Annotated in this window: 17 protein-coding genes and 1 tRNA gene; 11 read left to right on the forward strand and 7 right to left on the reverse strand. The window is 63.2% G+C overall.

The window, feature by feature from the left end; genetic code table 11:
- Nucleotides 1-81: 81 nt before the first annotated feature.
- The 3 genes from U8L64_RS08460 (at nucleotide 82) to U8L64_RS08470 (ending at nucleotide 2905) form a co-directional block, all read left to right on the forward strand.
- Nucleotides 82-972 (forward strand): alpha/beta fold hydrolase, encoded by an 891-nt coding sequence (locus U8L64_RS08460; RefSeq protein ID WP_333396121.1) that lies wholly within the window; start codon nucleotides 82-84, stop codon nucleotides 970-972.
- 349 nt (nucleotides 973-1321) lie between these two features.
- Nucleotides 1322-2296: a HEPN domain-containing protein gene (locus U8L64_RS08465; RefSeq protein WP_237263321.1), complete on the forward strand. Its 975-nt coding sequence runs from the start codon at nucleotides 1322-1324 to the stop codon at nucleotides 2294-2296.
- A gap of 75 nt (nucleotides 2297-2371) precedes the next feature.
- Nucleotides 2372-2905 (forward strand): hypothetical protein, encoded by a 534-nt coding sequence (locus tag U8L64_RS08470; protein WP_333396126.1) that lies wholly within the window; start codon nucleotides 2372-2374, stop codon nucleotides 2903-2905.
- A 356-nt stretch (nucleotides 2906-3261) separates the two neighbouring features.
- Here U8L64_RS08470 and U8L64_RS08475 read toward each other — a convergent pair whose 3' ends face one another.
- Together U8L64_RS08475 and U8L64_RS08480 are read right to left on the reverse strand one after the other, a co-directional pair.
- Nucleotides 3262-4197: a hydroxymethylglutaryl-CoA lyase gene (locus U8L64_RS08475; RefSeq protein WP_333396129.1), complete on the reverse strand. Its 936-nt coding sequence runs from the start codon at nucleotides 4195-4197 to the stop codon at nucleotides 3262-3264.
- Between the two features lie 146 nt (nucleotides 4198-4343).
- Nucleotides 4344-5546, reverse strand: a complete 1203-nt coding sequence (locus U8L64_RS08480) for a CaiB/BaiF CoA transferase family protein (protein ID WP_333396132.1) — start codon at nucleotides 5544-5546, stop codon at nucleotides 4344-4346.
- Between the two features lie 176 nt (nucleotides 5547-5722).
- On the opposite strand from U8L64_RS08480, the gene U8L64_RS08485 reads away from it, so the two are divergent.
- The 3 genes from U8L64_RS08485 (at nucleotide 5723) to acs (ending at nucleotide 10221) form a co-directional block, all read left to right on the forward strand.
- The gene (locus U8L64_RS08485; RefSeq protein ID WP_200599790.1) at nucleotides 5723-6622 is read left to right on the forward strand and encodes a LysR family transcriptional regulator; all 900 of its coding nucleotides are present in this window, start codon (nucleotides 5723-5725) and stop codon (nucleotides 6620-6622) included.
- A gap of 145 nt (nucleotides 6623-6767) precedes the next feature.
- Nucleotides 6768-7766, forward strand: coding sequence for a TRAP transporter substrate-binding protein (locus tag U8L64_RS08490; RefSeq protein WP_333396136.1), 999 nt, complete (start codon nucleotides 6768-6770; stop codon nucleotides 7764-7766).
- A gap of 499 nt (nucleotides 7767-8265) precedes the next feature.
- A complete protein-coding gene (gene acs, locus U8L64_RS08495) occupies nucleotides 8266-10221 on the forward strand; it encodes an acetate--CoA ligase (protein ID WP_043297153.1) in 1956 nt (651 codons plus the stop codon).
- A 10-nt stretch (nucleotides 10222-10231) separates the two neighbouring features.
- On the opposite strand, the gene U8L64_RS08500 is transcribed toward acs, so the two are convergent.
- The 3 genes from U8L64_RS08500 to U8L64_RS08510 form a co-directional block, all read right to left on the reverse strand.
- Entirely contained in the window at nucleotides 10232-11365 is a 1134-nt protein-coding gene (locus tag U8L64_RS08500; protein WP_333396139.1) for a mechanosensitive ion channel family protein, read from the reverse strand.
- Between the two features lie 137 nt (nucleotides 11366-11502).
- Nucleotides 11503-11859, reverse strand: a complete 357-nt coding sequence (locus U8L64_RS08505) for a rhodanese-like domain-containing protein (RefSeq protein WP_333396142.1) — start codon at nucleotides 11857-11859, stop codon at nucleotides 11503-11505.
- 35 nt (nucleotides 11860-11894) lie between these two features.
- The gene (locus U8L64_RS08510; RefSeq protein WP_043297150.1) at nucleotides 11895-12089 is read right to left on the reverse strand and encodes a hypothetical protein; all 195 of its coding nucleotides are present in this window, start codon (nucleotides 12087-12089) and stop codon (nucleotides 11895-11897) included.
- Between the two features lie 184 nt (nucleotides 12090-12273).
- Here U8L64_RS08510 and U8L64_RS08515 point away from each other — a divergent pair, with 184 nt between their 5' ends.
- Entirely contained in the window at nucleotides 12274-12714 is a 441-nt protein-coding gene (locus U8L64_RS08515) for a hypothetical protein (protein WP_054093226.1), read from the forward strand.
- Between the two features lie 128 nt (nucleotides 12715-12842).
- A complete protein-coding gene (locus U8L64_RS08520; RefSeq protein WP_156714879.1) occupies nucleotides 12843-14627 on the forward strand; it encodes a bifunctional diguanylate cyclase/phosphodiesterase in 1785 nt (594 codons plus the stop codon).
- Between the two features lie 16 nt (nucleotides 14628-14643).
- Here the strand turns inward: U8L64_RS08520 and U8L64_RS08525 are convergent, their stop codons facing one another.
- Nucleotides 14644-15510, reverse strand: coding sequence for a LysR family transcriptional regulator (locus U8L64_RS08525; protein WP_043297147.1), 867 nt, complete (start codon nucleotides 15508-15510; stop codon nucleotides 14644-14646).
- A 126-nt stretch (nucleotides 15511-15636) separates the two neighbouring features.
- On the opposite strand from U8L64_RS08525, the gene U8L64_RS08530 reads away from it, so the two are divergent.
- Nucleotides 15637-16353 carry an AzlC family ABC transporter permease gene (locus U8L64_RS08530; protein ID WP_333396148.1) on the forward strand — a complete coding sequence of 239 codons (717 nt, stop codon included), beginning with the start codon at nucleotides 15637-15639 and terminating at the stop codon, nucleotides 16351-16353.
- Nucleotides 16343-16666 (forward strand): AzlD family protein, encoded by a 324-nt coding sequence (locus tag U8L64_RS08535; RefSeq protein WP_043297146.1) that lies wholly within the window; start codon nucleotides 16343-16345, stop codon nucleotides 16664-16666. Before U8L64_RS08530 ends, U8L64_RS08535 begins: the two co-directional genes overlap by 11 nt.
- Before the next feature lie 70 nt (nucleotides 16667-16736).
- Here U8L64_RS08535 and U8L64_RS08540 read toward each other — a convergent pair.
- Nucleotides 16737-16826: transfer RNA gene (locus U8L64_RS08540), tRNA-Ser, on the reverse strand.
- Between the two features lie 214 nt (nucleotides 16827-17040).
- Here U8L64_RS08540 and U8L64_RS08545 point away from each other — a divergent pair.
- Complete coding sequence (locus U8L64_RS08545; RefSeq protein WP_077683016.1) at nucleotides 17041-18327, forward strand: HD-GYP domain-containing protein; 1287 nt, start codon at nucleotides 17041-17043, stop codon at nucleotides 18325-18327.
- Nucleotides 18328-18372: the final 45 nt, after the last annotated feature.

An 18372-nucleotide genomic window follows, 5' to 3' on the forward strand; every position in this document is an offset into this window, starting at 1 on the left:
TGTCCGATGTGACCGGCCCGTTTTTTTATGCCTGAAACCAGGCTTATGCTGACCGACCAAAGCGCGCAAGGAGACGCCGGCATGAGTCGTTACGCCACGGTCAGCACACCCGTGCTGGATATCGCTTATCTCGAATGGAACCCCCGCGGCCAGCAGGTGGCCGTGCTCGTGCACGGCTGGCCGGATTGCCCCGAAGGCTGGGAGCCCGTGGCCGAGCGCCTGGCCGCAGCGGGCTACCGGGTGCTCTGCCCGACGCTGCGCGGCTTCGGCCAGACACGTTTCATCGATCCGCTGACCCCACGCAGCGGTCAGCTGGCGGCACTGGGCCGCGATCTGCTGGATTTCATCGACGCATTGCGCCTCGACCAGCCGGTGCTGGTCGGCCACGACTGGGGCGCGCGTGCCGTGGCCAATGCCTGCGGGCTGCGCCATCACGCCGCCGCACGGCTGGTAATGCTCGCGGTGGGCTACGGCACCAATGACCCGAACCAGCACATCTCGCTCAGCCAGGCGCGCAACTACTGGTACCACTGGTACATGGCCACCCCGCGCGGCGAGCAGACGGTAGTCGAGGATCGCGCGGCCTTCACCCGTCTGCTGTGGGATACCTGGTCACCGGCCGGCTGGTACGCCGAGGCGGATTTCATCCAGGCGCTGCAGGCTTTCGACAACCCGGACTGGGCCGCCGTGGTACTGCATTCCTACCGCCACCGCTGGGGCTTCGTCGACGGCGATCCTGCCTATGCGTCGGACGAGGCGCTGCTGCAGCCAGCCCCGGTGCTCGCGGTGCCGACGCTGGTGCTGCACGGCGAGGCCGATACCTGCAATGCACCGGAAACTTCGGCCGGGCGCGAGGCCATGTTCAGCGGCCGTTACCACCGTCAGCTGTTGCCAAGCGTTGGCCACTTCCCCCAGCGCGAGGCGCCGCAGGCGGTGGCCGAGGCGATTCTGCAGTTCTGTCAGAGCCATTGAGTCTGTTTCATGTGGTTCGGCTGGGAATACTCGTACTTTATTCTGGCATGCAGCGGTTTTTATTCGGCTCTGCTAGACCTGCCCGCTAGTACTTGCCAGCTTGTTCCGCTCTGGACGGCCGGTGATTTTGAAACCATCGATGTGGCGATGTTAGAGCGTGTGCGGGGGGGCAGGCGGGACAATGGTTGGTGTCGCCGATTTCATACTTACGGACGCTGGTGTATAAACACTCTTGCATCTTAAGAGGCTTGAACTGAGAATCGGAAAGACGGGCGAACGGAATGTTACACCAAAGCCCGTTCGGCGTCTTATAAACCACTCGGTGTCTAGTTATAGTTAGGCTTTACACATGGCATCTCGCAATTTGAAGCTAAGAAAGTCGATTGCTCCGATGCTTGAGTCGATTGACGCCATCCAAGCAGAGAAAGGCACGTCGTTACATCTACGACCATTTGAAGCGGCTGACCTGATCGTCCGCCACTCTATCGTTAAGGTCGAGGGTGATGCCGATAAGGACAATTTCATAGAAAAGCCTTGGTTCGCCGCAATTTACGCGGAGATCCATAAGTGGTACGTGGCCAGGTACGGTTCTTTGATGAAAGTCCAGCGTGATAACGCGACTGGACTTGTTGTGCACAGGGGGGTTCCCCACACGATTGATGTCCCAAAGACCATTTCGGCGCTTCAGGAAAGCGGACTGGTGAAGCTGACTTTTCCCTCTAAGCTGTATCCCACAGAGGATCCGATGAAATGGGTTAGACCGAAGATATCAAAAAGATCGATCGGACCTTTGGCCGGAAAGTTGCGTAATCGAATTGCATGCACCTGCAATGGTCTGCGCCAAATTGGCCTTAACACTGGTACCGCTGGTGGAAAGAACACCGGGGTTCCTCTCATGGCAACGTCTATCGTCGCGCACCTGAGCAAAGCTGCGGAGGCAGCTAGCTCGCACTACAAGGAGAGCAACTCACTTGCTCTGTGGGATCTGCACTTAGCGTGCGAGAAGTCCATAAAGTCGCTACTCGCGCAGCGTAATGTTCAATTTCCCAAAACACATGACTTGGCGAAATTGAACGACCTAGTGCCGGATCTGGACGTGCGAAAGAAGGCGCATCGGATCATTCGCCACTTGCCAAACGAGAAAAAAGTGATTCAGCACCGGTACCTGCAAGAGGCGGCAGTTCCGCCAAACAAGCTTTATGTCTTCTATTCGTTGGCGCTAAGACTTTGCGTTATTTACACCTCGGGCTTAACACAGAAGCTTCAGATCGCGGACGCTTCTTTTTTCCTAAAGGAGCCACCGTGGTTCTCGCAGATGGAGTGAGGGTATAGAAAACATTTAATCCGATTCCGCTTCGTGGCTCGGGTTAATTCAGGTTCAGTCATAAAGGTATTTTTTATGCTTGATGGGTTAGCATCCGGATACGCGTCCATCGTGGGGTTGTTATCTGCATTCTCAGCGAGTCGGAATGGCCAAGAAACTAAAGACTTTCAAGTTTTCATTGAATGGCTAATTGAGCATAATCACGAGCAGCTGGCTTTAGAAGTCCACAAAAGTCAAAGCACAGCTGTTTTTATAAAGGCGTTCTTAAATAATGAAGTTCCTGAAATCCAGCTGAAGCTGGACTCGATCCTAGCGCTTGTCCGAATAATTATTGAGTGTCAGCAAGAATCGCAAGGAAAACCCTTAGAACAAGATCTGGGTCAGCGCTACGCGCAAAGAATAATAATATTTGTTTTTGAACAGTTTAAAAATGAAAAAATTAAGATTGATAACTACGATTACGCCTTTGGGTTTACAAAGGAATCAATCGAGGGTCATCTTAAAGAATTTAATACCTACGTTCTTGAGGCCATGGTAAGGGAATGCCTAACATCTAGGACATCTGCCACAGAAATTGTGCATAAACACTGGGGAAACCTAGTCCTTTGACTACTTGCAGCCATGGCTAACAACGAGTATGGACTCTCCCCACAAGCACTGAGGAGTTGCATTTTCGAACCTGTCGTCAGCGCCGTTGCATTTGTATAACCGGCCTCTTCTGGCATCGCCTTGGCCATTCTGTAGTTCGCGCAGCGGGGGCCAAGCGTTCAAGCGATCGCGAAGATCATGATTGTTATCAGCTTTGTTCCGCTGCAGGACTCGCCTGTTCCGACAGTCTCGCTTCTCACCACAACCATTAGAACTCACCTCATTATTTACCCCGCCGTAAGGTGGGCTTTGCGTTGTCCCTGTCGCCGCTGAACCGCCGCTCACGGCGCCACCATCCCGTAGAGCTCCGCACGCGGTCAAACGCCGGCTTCCTGCATCCACTTCGGTTTCGGGTAACGACGATCGGCCTTGCCGGCCTTGAGCACGGCGCCCGGCACGTCGTGGCCGACCAGTTGCGGAAGGTCGGCGGCGCATTGCAGCAGGCGGTCGAGATCGACGCCGGTGTCTAGGCCCATGCGCTGAAACATATGCACGAGATCTTCGGTGCAGATATTGCCGCTGGCGCCGGGCGCGTAAGGGCAGCCGCCGAGTCCGCCGAGCGAGGCATCGAAGCGGTCGATGCCGGCGTTCAGCGCTGCCAGCGCGTTGGCCAGGCCCATGCCGCGGGTGTTGTGGAAATGCGCGGTGAATACGGCTTCCGGCCAGCTGTGCAGCGCTTCACGGCAGATGCGCTCGACCTGCGCCGGGTCGGCCATGCCGGTGGTGTCGCAGAGGGTGATGCCCTGCACGCCGATCTCCAGCAGGCGTTGCACCAGCTCGTAGACGCGCCGCTCGGGCACGTCCCCCTCGAAGGGGCAGCCGAAGGTGGTCGATAGCGAGGCGTTGATGAACACGCCACTGCCGCGAGTGACTTCGATGATTTCGCGGAACTGCACCAGCGACTGCTCAGGCGTCATGCGCAGGTTGGCCAGGCCGTGGGTGTCGCTGGCCGACATCACCAGGTTGATCTCGTCCACCTCGCAGGCCAGCGCGCGCTCGCAGCCCTTCACGTTGGGCACCAGCACGGTGTACTCGACGCCTTCAGCACGGCGGATGCCGCGCATCACGTCCTCGGCGTCGCGTAGGTTGGGGATGGCCTTGGGCGAGGTGAAGGAGGTGACCTCGATCTTCGCCAGCCCGGTTTGCGAGAGGCGGTCGATCAGGGCGATCTTGGCTTCGGTCGGCACGAAGTCCGCTTCGATCTGGAAGCCGTCGCGGGTAGCGACTTCCTGGATATACAGGCGTTTGCTCATGGATGAGTCCTGTCGGTTATGCCCGGTCGTAGGGTGGATGACGCTCCACCCATCCACCGTTTGGGGGGCATGGTGGATGAAAAAAGCGTCATCCACCCTACGCTGTTGGCTTGAAGCTTGTGGCTTGCAGCTTGGCGCTGCTTCTTTCAGATGATCCCGCGTTCGCGCAGGCCCTGGCGTTGTTCATCGGAGAGGCCGAGGCCGGCCAGCACATCGTCGGTGTGCTCGCCCAGTTGCGGGCCGCCTTCGCCGATGCGCCCTGGCGTGCGCGACAGCTTGGGCAGCACGCCCGGTACCTTGAGCGGGCCGGCGAAGGTCTGCACCTGCTCGATCATCTGCCGCGCCAGGTAGTGCGGGTCCTTGACGATATCGGCGGCGGTGTAGGGATAGCCGGCCGGCACGCGGGCGCCCTTGAGTGCTTCGATCACCTCGTCGCGGCTGTGCTGGATGGTCCATTCGCCAATGGCGGCATCGATCAGCTCGGCGTGCTGGGCGCGGCCGTCGTTGTGGGCGAAGCGCGGATCATCGGCAAGGTCCTGGCGGCCCATCAGGGTCATCAGGCGCTTGTAGATGCTGTCGCCATTGCCGGCGATCAGCACGTAGGCGCCGTCGTTGCACAAATAGGAATTGGACGGCGTGATGCCGGGCAGGGCACTGCCAGCCGGCTCGCGTACATAGCCGAAGGCGTCGTATTCGGGCACGAGGCTTTCCATCATGGCGAACACCGACTCGTACAGCGCCACGTCGATCTCCTGGCCCTGGCCGCTTCGGTTGCGCTCCTGCAGGGCGAGCAATACACCGATCACGCCATACAGCGACGACAGCGAATCGCCGATGCTGACGCCGACCCGCACCGGGGGCTGGCCGGGATAGCCGGACAGGTGGCGCAGACCGCCCATGGCTTCGCCGATCACACCGAAGCCAGGCAGGTCGCGATAGGGGCCGGTCTGGCCGTATCCGGAGATGCGCAGCATGATCAGCCGCGGGTTCAGCTTCGACAGCTCATCCCAGCCCAGGCCCCATTCTTCCAGCGTGCCGGGGCGGAAGTTCTCCACCAGAATGTCGGCTTCGGCCACCAGCTGGCGGACGATTTCCTGGCCTTCCGCGGCCTTGAGATCCAGCGTCACCGAGCGCTTGTTGCGCGACTGCACATGCCACCAGAGCGAGGTGCCGTCCTTGAGCTTGCGCCACTTGCGCAACGGGTCGCCGACCCTGGGCGGCTCGATCTTGATCACATCGGCGCCGAATTCGCCGAGCAGCTTGCTGGCGAAAGGGCCGGCGATCAGTTGGCCCATCTCGATCACCTTGAGGCCCTGCAGCGGCAGGTTCTTGTCTGTCTGTTCGCTCATCACGACACCTGTGCCGGTTGATTGATGGTGCCGAGCATGACCGACACATCGGCAGTGGACAATTGGTCGTTGGCCAAGCATGGCTTCGCGCTACACGAAGCCGGGAGACGTTGGGCCGTGGAATAGCGGCGGGAATAGGTGCATGCTTCGTCACCCGCGAATACGGAAGCTTGCCCATGCGCCGCATCGATTTCGTCACCCTTCGGCTGTTCGTCGCCATCGCCGAGACCCGTAGCCTGACCCGCGCCGCCGAGCGCGAGCATCTGGCGCTGGCAGCGGTGAGCAAGCGCGTCAGCGATCTGGAAGGGCAGCTCGGCGTCAGCCTGCTCTATCGCCAGCCCAAGGGCGTCGAGCTGACGCCGGCCGGCCACGCGCTGCTGCACCACGCGCGCAACCTGCTGGACAACCTGCAGCAGCTGGACGCTGACCTCAGCGAGTTCAGCCAGGGCGTGAAGGGCCATGTGCGCATCCACGCCAACACCTCGGCAGTGATCGAGTTTCTGCCCGAAGACCTGAGCGCCTTCGCTCGCCAGCACCCGGAAGTGAAGATCGACCTGGAGGAGCGCGTCAGCAGTGACACCCTGCGCGCCCTGCGCGAGGGGCTGACCGATATCGGCATCTTCGCCGGGCACATGCCGGCCGAGGACCTGCAGGTGTTTCCCTACCGCGAGGATCGGCTGGTGCTGGTCACGCCACGCGAGCATCCGCTGGCCGGCCGCGAATGCATTGCACTGCGCGAGGCGGCAGGCTTCGACTTCATTGGCCTGCAGCAGGACGCCTCACTGCATGCCCTGCTGCAGCAGTCGGCACAGCAGATGGGCATGCCGCTGCGCCTGCGCATCCAGGTGCGCAGCTTCGAGGCGATCTGCCGGATGATCCACACCGGCATGGGCATCGGCGTGCTGCCCGAGCAGGTGGTGCGCAACTACCTGCCGGCGCTGGACGTGGCGATGGTGCCGCTGACCGATGTCTGGGCGCGGCGTGAACTGAAGCTCGGCGTGCGCAACCTGGAAAGCCTGTCGGTGACTGCCCGGCAGATGCTCGAGCACCTCACGCTTCGCGAAGGCCAGGCCTGAACGAAGCCGTTCGGCGGCGCGATCGCGTCACGGCCTTCGCCAAACGCGAAGTCGCGCTTGGCCAATTAGCAATTCAGCCCGAGGGGGCAGCGGGGTAGAGTCGGGCCAGCGATATGGCTCACACAACTACAAAACGGAGCTCCCCATGGCACGACTCACCCGTGGCATCACCCGTCTGCTCGCCGCTTCGGCACTGTTCACCGTCCTCGGCGCCCAGGCCGATCCGATCCTGATCAAGTTCTCCCATATCACCGCCGACAGCACGCCGAAGGGTCAGGGCGCGCTGATGTTCAAGAAGCTCGTGGAAGAGCGCCTGCCCGGCCAGGTGGAAGTGCAGGTATTCGCCAACTCCTCGCTGTACGGCGACGGCAAGGAGATGGAAGCACTGCTGATGAACGAGGTGCAGCTGCTGGCGCCGGCCCCGTCGAAGCTCGAGCAGTACACCAAGCAGCTGCAGCTGTTCGACCTGATGTTCCTGTTCGACGACATGGCCGCGGCGCAGCGCTTCCAGCAGTCGGACAAGGGGCGCGCCATGCTCAAATCCATGGAGGACAAGGGCATCACCGGCCTGGCCTACTGGCTCAACGGCATGCGCCACTTCACCGCCAACAAGCCGCTGCGCGAGCCGGCCGACGCCCGCGGGCTGAAATTCCGCGTACAGCCTTCGGATCTGCAGGCCGCCCAGTACACCGCCCTGCGGGCGGTGCCGCGCAAGATGGCCTTCGCTGAGATCTACCAAGGCCTGCAGACCGGCGTGGTCAATGCCCAGGACAATCCCTGGTCGAACATCTACAGCCAGAAGTACCACGAGGTGCAGAAGTACATCACCGAGTCCGGCCACGGCATCGGCAACTACCTGCTGATCACCAACACCCAGTTCTGGAACGGCCTGCCGGCAGAGGTGCGCGGCGAGCTGGAAGCGATCATCGACGAGGTCACCGTGGAGGTGAACCGCCAGGCCGAGGCGCTGAACGAGAAGGCCAAGCAGGGCGTCATCGACTCGGGCAAGAGCGAGATCCTGGTGCTGACCGACGAGCAGCGTGCCCGCTGGCGCGAGGCGGTGCAGCCGGCCTGGAAGAAGTATGAGGACGAGATCGGCAAGGATCTGATCGAAGCGGCTCGCGCGGCGAACCGCGAGAGCTGAGGCAGAGGGTGACGATGGTCTGTTAGACCAACGTGCAGTGTCCGTCGCTCCAGCGGCGCCGCACAATGGCCGGCATCGAATCTGCGTGATCCGATATTAAGTGTGTGCTAACCGGTTAACTGGTTGGACGGGCGGTCCTGAATGGGGTCGCCCTTTTTTTTTGCCTCGCAAAAGTCGTCTCGTCGCCGGCAGTTCCGACAGACGCCGCGACCGCCCGCGCACGCCACGCCGCCGCGTACGGTGGGGTGATTGCGCCTGTCGGCGGCGTTCTCCCGTCGAGCGCAGGGAAATGCGCGGCCGATCCACTGTCTATCCTCTAGTCATCCGCCACCGTGAGCGGTCGGTGTGCGGCGAACATGTCGTCAGGCGTTTGGTTGTCGGCTTGCCAGGATTGCGTACGCGCAGTCCCGCCAGTCACTCGGGTTCGTAGGGTTCGCCTGTAGGACAGGGTTTGCACAACTTGATGAAGCGTTACCGGACCGACATGAGGTAATTCCCCATGAATGCTGCGTCACTCTATCCCGTACGGCCCGAGGCGGCCGCCCACACGCTGACCGACGAAGCCACCTACAAGGCGCTGTACCAGCAATCGGTCATCAATCCCGACGGCTTCTGGCGCGAGCAGGCCGCGCGGCTGGACTGGATCAAGCCGTTCACCGAGGTCAAACGCACCTCCTTCGACGATCACCATGTTGATATCAAATGGTTCGCCGACGGCACGCTCAACGTCGCGGCCAACTGCCTGGATCGCCATCTGGACGAGCGCGGCGATCAGGTGGCGATCATCTGGGAGGGCGATGACCCTTCCGAACACCGCGAGATCACCTACCGTGAGCTGCACCGCGAAGTCAGCAAGTTCGCCAACGCCCTGCGTGGCCAGGATGTGCATCGGGGCGACGTGGTGACCCTCTACATGCCGATGATTCCCGAGGCGGCCGTGGCGATGCTGGCCTGCGCGCGCATCGGCGCGATCCACTCGGTGGTGTTCGGTGGCTTTTCGCCGGAGGCGCTGGCGGGGCGCATCATCGACGGCCAGTCGAAAGTGGTGATCACCGCCGACGAAGGTTTGCGCGGCGGCAAGGCCGTGCCGCTGAAGGAGAACGTCGACGAGGCGCTGACCAACCCGCAGACCGGCTGCGTGCAGAAGATCATCGTGGTACGCCGGACCGGCGCCGATATCCGCTGGCACAAGCATCGCGACATCAGCTACGACGACCTCATGCGGGTGGCCGGCGAAGTCTGCGCGCCGAAGGAGATGGGCGCCGAGGAGCCGCTGTTCATCCTCTACACCTCCGGTTCCACCGGCAAACCCAAGGGCGTGCTGCACACCTGCGGCGGCTACCTGCTGTACGCCGCGCTGACTCACGAGCGGGTGTTCGACTATCGGCCCGGCGAAATCTACTGGTGCACCGCCGATATCGGCTGGATCACCGGGCACAGCTACCTGATCTACGGCCCGCTGGCCAACGGCGCGACCACGCTGATGTATGAGGGCGTGCCGAATCACCCGGACGTCACCCGCATCGCGCAGATCATCGACAAACACAAGGTCAACATCCTCTACACGGCGCCAACGGCGATCCGCGCGATGATGGCCGAGGGCGACGCGGCGGTGCGGGGCGCCGACGGTTCCAGCCTGCGCCTGCTCGGCAGCGTCGGTGAGCCGATCAACCCCGAGGCCTGGCACTGGTACTACGAGACGGTCGGCCAGTCGCGCTGCCCGATTGTCGATACCTGGTGGCAGACCGAGACCGGCGGCATCCTCATCAGCCCGTTGCCGGGCGCCACCGCGCTCAAACCCGGCTCGGCGACGCGGCCGTTCTTCGGCGTGGTGGCGGGGCTGGTGGACAATCTCGGCAACCTGCTGGAGGGGCCGGCGGAGGGCAATCTGGTGATCCTCGATTCCTGGCCGGGCCAGATGCGCACCATCTACAAGGATCACGACCGTTTCGTCGACACCTACTTCAAGACCTTCCGCGGCATGTACTTCACCGGCGACGGGGCGCGGCGCGACGAGGATGGCTACTACTGGATCACCGGGCGGGTGGATGACGTGCTCAACGTCTCCGGCCATCGCATGGGTACGGCGGAGATCGAGAGCGCCCTGGTCGCTCACCCGAACGTCGCCGAGGCAGCGGTGGTGGGGGTGCCGCATGCGCTCAAGGGGCAGGGCATCTACGTCTTTGTGACCTTGGTGGCAGGCGTCGAGCCGAGCGACCGGTTGCGTCAGGAGCTGCAGCAGTGGGTGCGCCGGCAGATCGGCCCGATTGCGGTGCCGGACACGATCCAGTGGGCGCCCGGGTTGCCGAAGACGCGCTCGGGCAAGATCATGCGCCGCCTGCTGCGCAAGATCGCCACGCAGGACTACGACAGCCTGGGCGATACCTCGACGCTGGCCGATCCGGCAGTGGTGCAGCAGCTGGTGGATGCGAACCGGGCGATGCACCGCGGCTGAGCCGCCCGCCTCAGCGGCCGGGCGCCAGCCGCGGCCCGGCCTGCTCGCGCGTCGGGCTTGCGTCCGCGTGCCCGGCTGAGAGCCCGGCAACGCTCAGTTCCGGGAAGCTGCCGCCGATGAATTCGATCCGGCGGGTCGGGTGGGCGAAGTCCACTTCCAGCTCCTTCAGACCGTCGAGGAGCGCGAGATTGATCTCCTGCTGCACGTCCATGTACTTGTTGTAGTCGGACGTCTGCATGATGTAGACGACCTCGAACGTCAGCTGGCTTTCGTCGAAGGAGAGGAAGTGCGCGCGGTCGAACTTGACGTTCTCCAGCCCCTCGATGATGCGCCGCACCAGCGCGCTCACCTCGCGAACCTTGGCCGACGGTGTCCTGTAGGAGATGCCGAACTTGAAGACGATGCGGCGGGTGTTCATGCGCTTGTAGTTGTGCAGGATCTGCTTGAGCAGGTCGGCATTGGCGCACACCACCTGCTCGCCGCTCAGGCTGCGGATGCGCGTGGTCTTCAGGCCGATGTGCTCGATGGTGCCGGCCACCTCGCCGAACACCACGAAGTCGCCGATCTCGAACGGCTTGTCGATGCCGATCGACAGCGAGGCGAAGATGTCGCTGAGCAGCGTTTGTACGGCCAGCGCGATGGCGATGCCGCCGACGCCGAGGCTGGCGACCATCGCCGTGATGTTCACGCCCAGGTTGGCGAGGATCGACAGCAGCATCATGGTCCACACCACCAGGCGCAGCATGATGCCGATGATGGTGGTGGTCACCGGATTGCGCGCCTTGCCGTCACGGGTCAGGCTCTCCATCCACAGGCGCACCGCGGTGTCCAGCCACAGGGCGATCTGGAACGCCAGGGCGACGAACCAGCCGTGGGACATCGCCGATTCCCAACGCTCGGGCAGCTCCACCACCTTCAGGCCGATCAGCAGCGAGAAGGCGAGAATCAGCAGACTGCTGGTGTTCTCCAGCATCTGCGCGGCGATCCCGGCAAAGCCGCTGCGCGAACCGTTGAGCATGCGCTTCAGGCGGTTGGTGACCAGTTTCAGGATGGCGCGCAGCAGTACGTAGCTGACCACGGTGATGGCAGCGACGATGGCGATGTTGACCCACAGGGTTTCGTCCAGCAGAACGTCCCACTTCATTGATTCGAATCCTCCACGGCGACGGCGCGCGCCGGGTGGCGCGCGGGCAAAGGGCTACGGTTTTCAGTAGCCCCTGTCGCCGAGAAGTTCCCCTAGGCGTGGGAGGCGGGTGCGGCGGACGGGCGCTGCGTGGCGAATCAGTCGAGCGGCAGCAGCGGCAGCAAATCTTCGTAGCCGCCGCCATTGATGACGTTGCGATAGCCCAGCGCCTGCAGCTCGTCCTGCGCTACCGACGAGCGCCGCCCGGTGCGGCAGTAGAGCACCACGGTGGCGTCCTTGTCGGGCGCGACCTCGGCGATGCTGCCGGCCAGCGCGGATTCTTCGATGTTGATGGCGCCCGGAATCGAGCCTTCGGCGAATTCTTCGCTGCTGCGCACGTCGATCAACAGCGTGTCCGGCATCTGCAGCGCCTGGACTGCGGCCGGGCGGTCGATTTCGCCGGCCACGGCCGGAAGGCTCAGCGAAAGGGTGAGAAGGAGGGATAACAGGCGCATGGCGGAGTCCTCGTGCTGACTTCCCGCCGCGTACCTCAGCCGAACAGCCGGGTGAGGTTGGGCAGGATCAATATCACCGCAGTGGCGACGAGGATCAGTGTGGCCTGCCGGAACTTTTTCTGCTTGAACATCGTGTGGCCTTCTTCTTGTTCTGAATGCGCCGCGTCGCGCTCGACATGCGCCAGCCGGCGCGAAGCGCAGGTGGCTGGCAGGTCTTTAGCGGCAATCATCGTGGCGTCATTTTCTCTATGCGATGCGCGCTCAGCATGGTGCGAACGTCACGGTTCGCAACATCGACTCCGGTTGGCGGGTTCGCAGCAAGTTCCGTACCGCGTGCAGCTGGCGAACGGTGCAGCGCGCGCCGTTTGCCTGTTGTCCAACGGCAACAGCACAGCCACCCGTGGAGGCATCACCATGAAGATTCATCCGCTTTCGCTGTTCCTGCTGAGCGTCGTGGCAATACCGCCGGCGCAGGCACAAAACGCCCCGCCCCTTGAGGAACAACGTCAGCGCAGCGGCATGGAAATGCGCGAAGAGCGCCAGCGCAGTGGGGTGGAGATGCAGCGCCAGCGCCAGCAGCTCGACCAGGACATCGACTCCTCCGGCGCGCCGGCCGGCGATGCCACCGCGCCGGATCGTCCCGCCAGCGATGTGCGCCGCGCGCCGCGCGTACCGCGACTCGACGACCCGGCCAGCGGCGATCCACGCGACGAACGGCCGCTCGCGCCAGACCGGCCCGCCACCACGCCGACCCCGATTCCGCCCTCCAACGGTGCCACGGGTGGAATGGGAACAGGTGGCGGTAACGGCGCGACCCAAGGCGGGCCGACCGGCGGTGGTGCGGCGCGACCGTAACCTGCCATGGCTGGCTGGCGTGAACTCTGTGATTGCAATTTGCCAGCTTGTCATCAGATTGCAACGTCGAGGGCTTGGAATACGCTGCGCCGTCATGCGCGGCGTCTTCCAAGCCATCGAGAACCTCCATGACCGTCACCGAGCAGTTGGGCACACTCGACCGCATTCTTGCCCACGGCGACATCACCACGCTGTTTCAGCCCATCGTGTCGCTGTCCGAACGCCGCGTGCTGGGCTACGAGGCGCTGAGCCGCGGGCCGTCCAACAGTGCCCTGCACTCGCCGATCAACCTGCTGGCGGCGGCCCGTCACGCCGGGCGTCTGGATGCGCTGGAGGTGAGTTTTCGGCAGAGCGCCTGCCGGCGTTTCCGTGAGGGCGCGCTGCCGGGCAAGTTGTTCCTCAATGCCTCCCCGGATTCGCTGCTCGACGATGAGCATCGTGCCGGACGCACGCTGGCACTGCTGCAGACCTACGGAATTCCCGCCAGCCAGGTGGTGATCGAGCTCACCGAGCAGACGCCCACCGAGGATTTCGACGTCCTGCATGCCGCCCTGCACCACTATCGGGCGATGGGCTTTCTGATCGCGCTGGACGATCTCGGCGCGGGTTATTCGAGCCTGCGTTTGTGGTCTGAGCTGCGCCCCGACTACGTGAAGATCGATCGTTACTTCATCGATGGCATCCATCAGGACCGGCTCAAGCGCGAGTTCGTCGAGTCGATCCTGCGCATCGCGCGTGCTTCGAAGGCGGAGGTGATCGCCGAAGGCATCGAGCTGCCCGAAGAACTCGCCGTGCTGACGGAGATGGGCGTCGATCTGGTGCAGGGCTATCTGCTGGGACGTCCGCAGGAGCGGCCGTTGCTCGATGCCGAGGAGGTGTTGCCCTCGGCGATTGCCGCGGCCGCCGAGTCGCAGGAGAACGCTTCGCCGCTGGCACCGCTGTTGATCGAGCAGCAGGCGATCGGCGCCGAACGGCAGATCGCCGAGCTGCTGGAGATCTTCCGCCTGCAGCCGAGCCTCGGCTCTCTCGCCGTGCTGGACGATGCACAGCGCCCGGTCGGCATCGTGCATCGGCATCTGATTTCCGATGCGCTGCTCAAGCCGTTCGCCACCGAGCTGCTGGCGCGCAAGCCGGTCAGCCGCCTGATGAGCACCGATTACCTGTCGGTGGAAATCAGCCAGTCGCTGCAGCAGGTCAGCCGCCTGTTGACCAGCCGCGCTCGCCAGCGCGTCGACGAGGATTTCATCATTACCCTCGACGGCCGCTACCAGGGGCTCGGGCGCGTGATGGACCTGCTCAAGCTGATCACCGAAATGAAGATCCAGCAGGCGCGGCATGCCAACCCACTGACGCTGCTGCCGGGCAACGTGCCGATCCAGCAGAGCCTGTCGCGGCTGTTGCAGCAGCACTGCGAGGCAGCGATCTGCTACGTGGATGTCGACAACTTCAAGCCCTTCAACGACCTCTACGGGTATGCCAAGGGCGACGAGGTGCTGTTGTGCCTGGCGCAGTGCCTCAACGATGCGATCGACCCGGCCAGCGAGTTCATCGGGCATATCGGCGGTGACGATTTCATGCTGGTGCTGCGCTGCGACGACTGGCATGCGCGGCTTGAACGCCTGTTCGCTCATTTCGAGCAGCGGGTACGCCAGTTCTACCGTGCCGATCACCTGGCCGAAGGCTGCTTCGTCGCGGAGGATCGGGCCGGTCAACCGGAGCGCTACCCGCTGCTGTCGCTCTCGATCGGCGTGGTGCTGCTGGACGGTGAGCAACCGCACGGGCTGGACGCCGGCAGTCTTGCCGCGCTTGCCTCGGACGCCAAGCGCGCGGCGAAGAAGCAGGCCGGCTATAGCCTGCATCGCCTTACCCCGCAGGCCGTGCGGGCCGCTGGCGCGGCGGCGATGGTTTCGTAGGTGGCGGGCGAGGCGCTCAGACCGGTGAGAGCCGCAGCGTCTTGATCAGCAGATCATGCAGGCTGTCCACGGCCTTGGCGCCGTGCGAGGCCCGGCTGCGGTAAACCGCGACTTCCATCGGCTCCAGCGGCCCCAGACCCTCGTCGCGGCCAAGTATCCGCAGGTGTGCCGGCGCGCTGCACTGGGTCAGTACCGCGACGGCCAGTCCGCTCTCGACGGCGGCGATCTGCCCGGCCAGGCTGGAGCTGTTGTACACGACCTTGTAGCGGCGGCCCTGCAACGCCAGGGAGTGGATGGCGCTGCGCCTGGCCAGGCTGGCGTCTTCGTAGACGGCGATGGGCAGCGGATCGCGTCGCCAGAGCTGGAACGAGTCGGCGCCGACCCACACCATCGGTTCATGAAACAGCAGCGTGCCGTGCCGCGGGTGATCCCGCGAAACCAGCGCCAGATCGAGGTCGCCGCGCTCGACGCGCGGAATCAGTGCGGTCGACTGCTCGCAGATCAGCTCGATTTCCACCGCGCCGTGATGCGGCGCAAAACGCCTGAGCACGGGCGTCAGGTAGCGCGCGGCATAGTCATCCGGCACGCCGAGGCGGATGCGCCCGGTCAGCTCCTCACCATGAAAGGCCGCCTGCGCCTGGCCATGCACGTCGAGCATGCGGCGCGCGTAGCCCAGCAGCAGTTGCCCCTGCGGCGTGAGCTGGTGCTGGCGCGGCCCGCGCAGCAGCAGTTGGCAGCCCAGGGCTGCTTCCAGTTTCTTGAGCTGCATGCTGATTGCCGACTGGGAACGGTGCACCTGCGGCGCGGCGGCCGATAGCGAGCCGGCATCCACCACGGCCACGAAGCATTTCAGCCAGTCGATCTGCAGGTCCTGATGATTCATCGGTACGCCTATCTATTTGAAAAGAGAATGGCTTGTAGCTGAAGTATGCGGTTCTCTTGCCAAATCTCCGAATGCATAGTGATCGGCACCTCTGAGCGCCAGCGCAGAGCAACCGGAGATTGCGTGATGTTCGAAGCCGATACCAATCTGCATGAGTTCGACCGGCGAATGGTCTGGACCGGTTTCCGCCAGCTCGTGCCGCTGGCGTTTTTCGTCACCTTGTTCGGGGCTGCCTTCGGACTCGCTGCGGTACAGGCGGGGCTGAAGGATTCGACCATCATCGCCATGAGCACGCTGGTGTTCGCCGGCGCTTCGCAGTTCGCCACGCTGGAACTGTGGGGCCCGCAGGTGCCGCTGTTCACGCTGGTGATCACGGTGTTCGCGATCAATGCTCGCCATCTGCTGATGGGCGCGACGCTTTATCCGTGGCTGCGCCAGCTGCCACCGGGCAAGCGCTACGCGGTGATGCTGGTGGCGTCCGATGCCAACTGGGCGATGTCGCTGCAGGCATTCAACCGGGGCAAGCCCGGTATCGGCTTGCTGCTGGGCGGCGGCATCGCGCTGTGGTCATTCTGGGTCGTGGGTACCTGGTTGGGCGTGCAGTTCGGTGGCGCCATCCAGGAGCCCAGACAGCTGGGGCTGGACATGGTGATGGGCTGCTTCCTGCTGGCGATGGTGGTGGGTGGCGAGAAGAATCTGCGCACGCTGGCGATCTGGAGCGTCGCCGCTTGCGCATCGTTGCTGGCCTATCGGTACCTGCCGGAGAACACGCACGTCGTCGTGGGCGCGCTGGCGGGTGGCGGTGCCGGGCTGTTCTGGGCGGAGAAAACCAATGAGCGTTGAAACCACCGGCCTTGGCGCGCTGATTCTGGTGCTGGTCATGGCCGGCGTAACCCTGGCGACCCGCTGGGGCGGCGTGTACGTGATGTCGTTCGTGCCGCTGGGTGCGCGGGTTCGGCGCTTCATCAGTGCCATGTCCGGCTCGGTACTGGTGGCGCTGCTGGCGCCGCTGGCGCTGGAAGGGGATCTCGGCGCACGGCTGGCCTTGCTGGCGACCGCCGCGGTCATGCTGATGGTGAAAAAACCGCTGCCGGCGATCGCCGTTGGCATTCTGGTCGCGGCGCTGGTCAGGCAGTTGGGAAATGGCGCGGTTTAGCGCCTACAGCGGAGGATAAAAAGCAAAAAGCCCCGAAAAACTTATTTTTCAGGGCTTTAGCTTTATGGTCTGGCGGTGAGGGAGGGATTCGAACCCTCGATACGATTTCTCGTATACACACTTTCCAGGCGTGCTCCTTCAACCGCTCGGACACCTCACCGGATCTCGACGGCATGCTGTCCGTCGAGGCGCGCTAATTTAGCCGAACAGTATTCAGATGGCAAAAACTTTTTTCAGTTTTTTCATGCGTTTAAGCAGCAGCTTCGGTGTCGGGAAAGTTGCGATGGAGCGGTACCGGCCGTCTGGTTTACTGTCGCCCTCGCTGCGTTTCAGCTATGTCAGGGGTGGGATGCAGGGGAGCCAGGAGCGGTCAGGTGAAGTTTTTCGAGAACAAGCGCAGGCATCGCGATTTCGTCCATGTGCCCACCCGGCGGCGGCTTCCGGTCGGCCAGCTGGAGTTGGGCATGTATGTCTGCGAACTTGACCGCCCGTGGCGCGAGACGGATTTCCTGTTCCAAGGCTTTGCCCTGCGTGAGGCTGAACAGCTTCGCCTGTTGCGTGAGCGCTGCGAGCATGTCTATGTCGACGATACCCGCTACGTGCCGCTGGATGACAGTGGTCCAGGCGGGCTATCCGCTGCGCCCGGCCGAGTGCAGCGCAGCGCAGCGAGCACGCCGCTTTCGCAGGAGGTCGAGCGCGCTCACGAGGCCTTCCATGCGGGTGCGCAACTGATCGATCAGGTACTGGCCAGCGTGCAGCTGGGGCGACCGATCGACACCAAGGCGTGCCATGTGGTGGTCCGGCGCAACCTGGAAAGCATGCTGCGCAACGAGAGTGCGATGCTCTGGCTGACCCGCTTGAAGACGCAGGATTTGTACACCAGCCTGCATTGCCTGTCGGTCTCGATCCTGGCAATGGGATTCGGCAAGCACCTCGGGCTGCCGGATGCCAGGATCGAGCTGCTCGGCATGGCCGGGCTGCTACACGATGTCGGCAAGATGAAGATCGATCCGCAGGTGCTGAACAAGCCGGGAAAGCTCACCGCCGAGGAGTTCGAGCACATCAAGCAGCACCCGTCGTTCGGCTATCAGGCTCTGTGCGTGCAATCGGACATTCCGGGGGCGGCGTTGCAGGCGGCCTACGGTCACCACGAGCGGCTGGATGGCGGTGGCTACCCGCAGGGGCTCGATCGCAATCAGATCCCTTTCATCACGCGCGTGGTGACCATCGTCGACACCTTCGATGCGATTACCAGCCACCGGGTCTATGATCACGCCCGGCCGATCCAGGCTGCCTACGATGTCCTGCGCGGCGGCAGCGACCGACATTTCGATGACCGTCTGGTGGATGAATTCATTCGCTGGCTGGGTGTTTTTCCCGTCGGTTCGCTGGTGGAGCTGCACACCGGCGAGGTCGCGCTGGTGCTGGAGCGGCATCTGCAACTGCAGCTGCGGCCGAAGGTCGTGGTGCTGCGTGATGCGCAGAAGAATCCCTGCGCGCCCCGCTACCTGGACCTGGCGCGTATCACCGTGGATGCCGAGGGTACGCCTTACCGGATCGGCAATGGCCTGGCTGACGGCGCGTACGGCGTGTTCATCGCCGATGCGCAGGTACAGGCCATCCTGCATCCCGAATCGCTGGCTGAACTCGAGCTCGGATAGCGGCACGTCGGTGACCGTTCGGTCAGCCTTGGCGCTTTACCGGGG

The sequence above is a fragment of the Pseudomonas sp. FIP_A4 genome, assembly GCF_036701605.1.
Lineage (GTDB): Bacteria > Pseudomonadota > Gammaproteobacteria > Pseudomonadales > Pseudomonadaceae > Stutzerimonas > Stutzerimonas phenolilytica.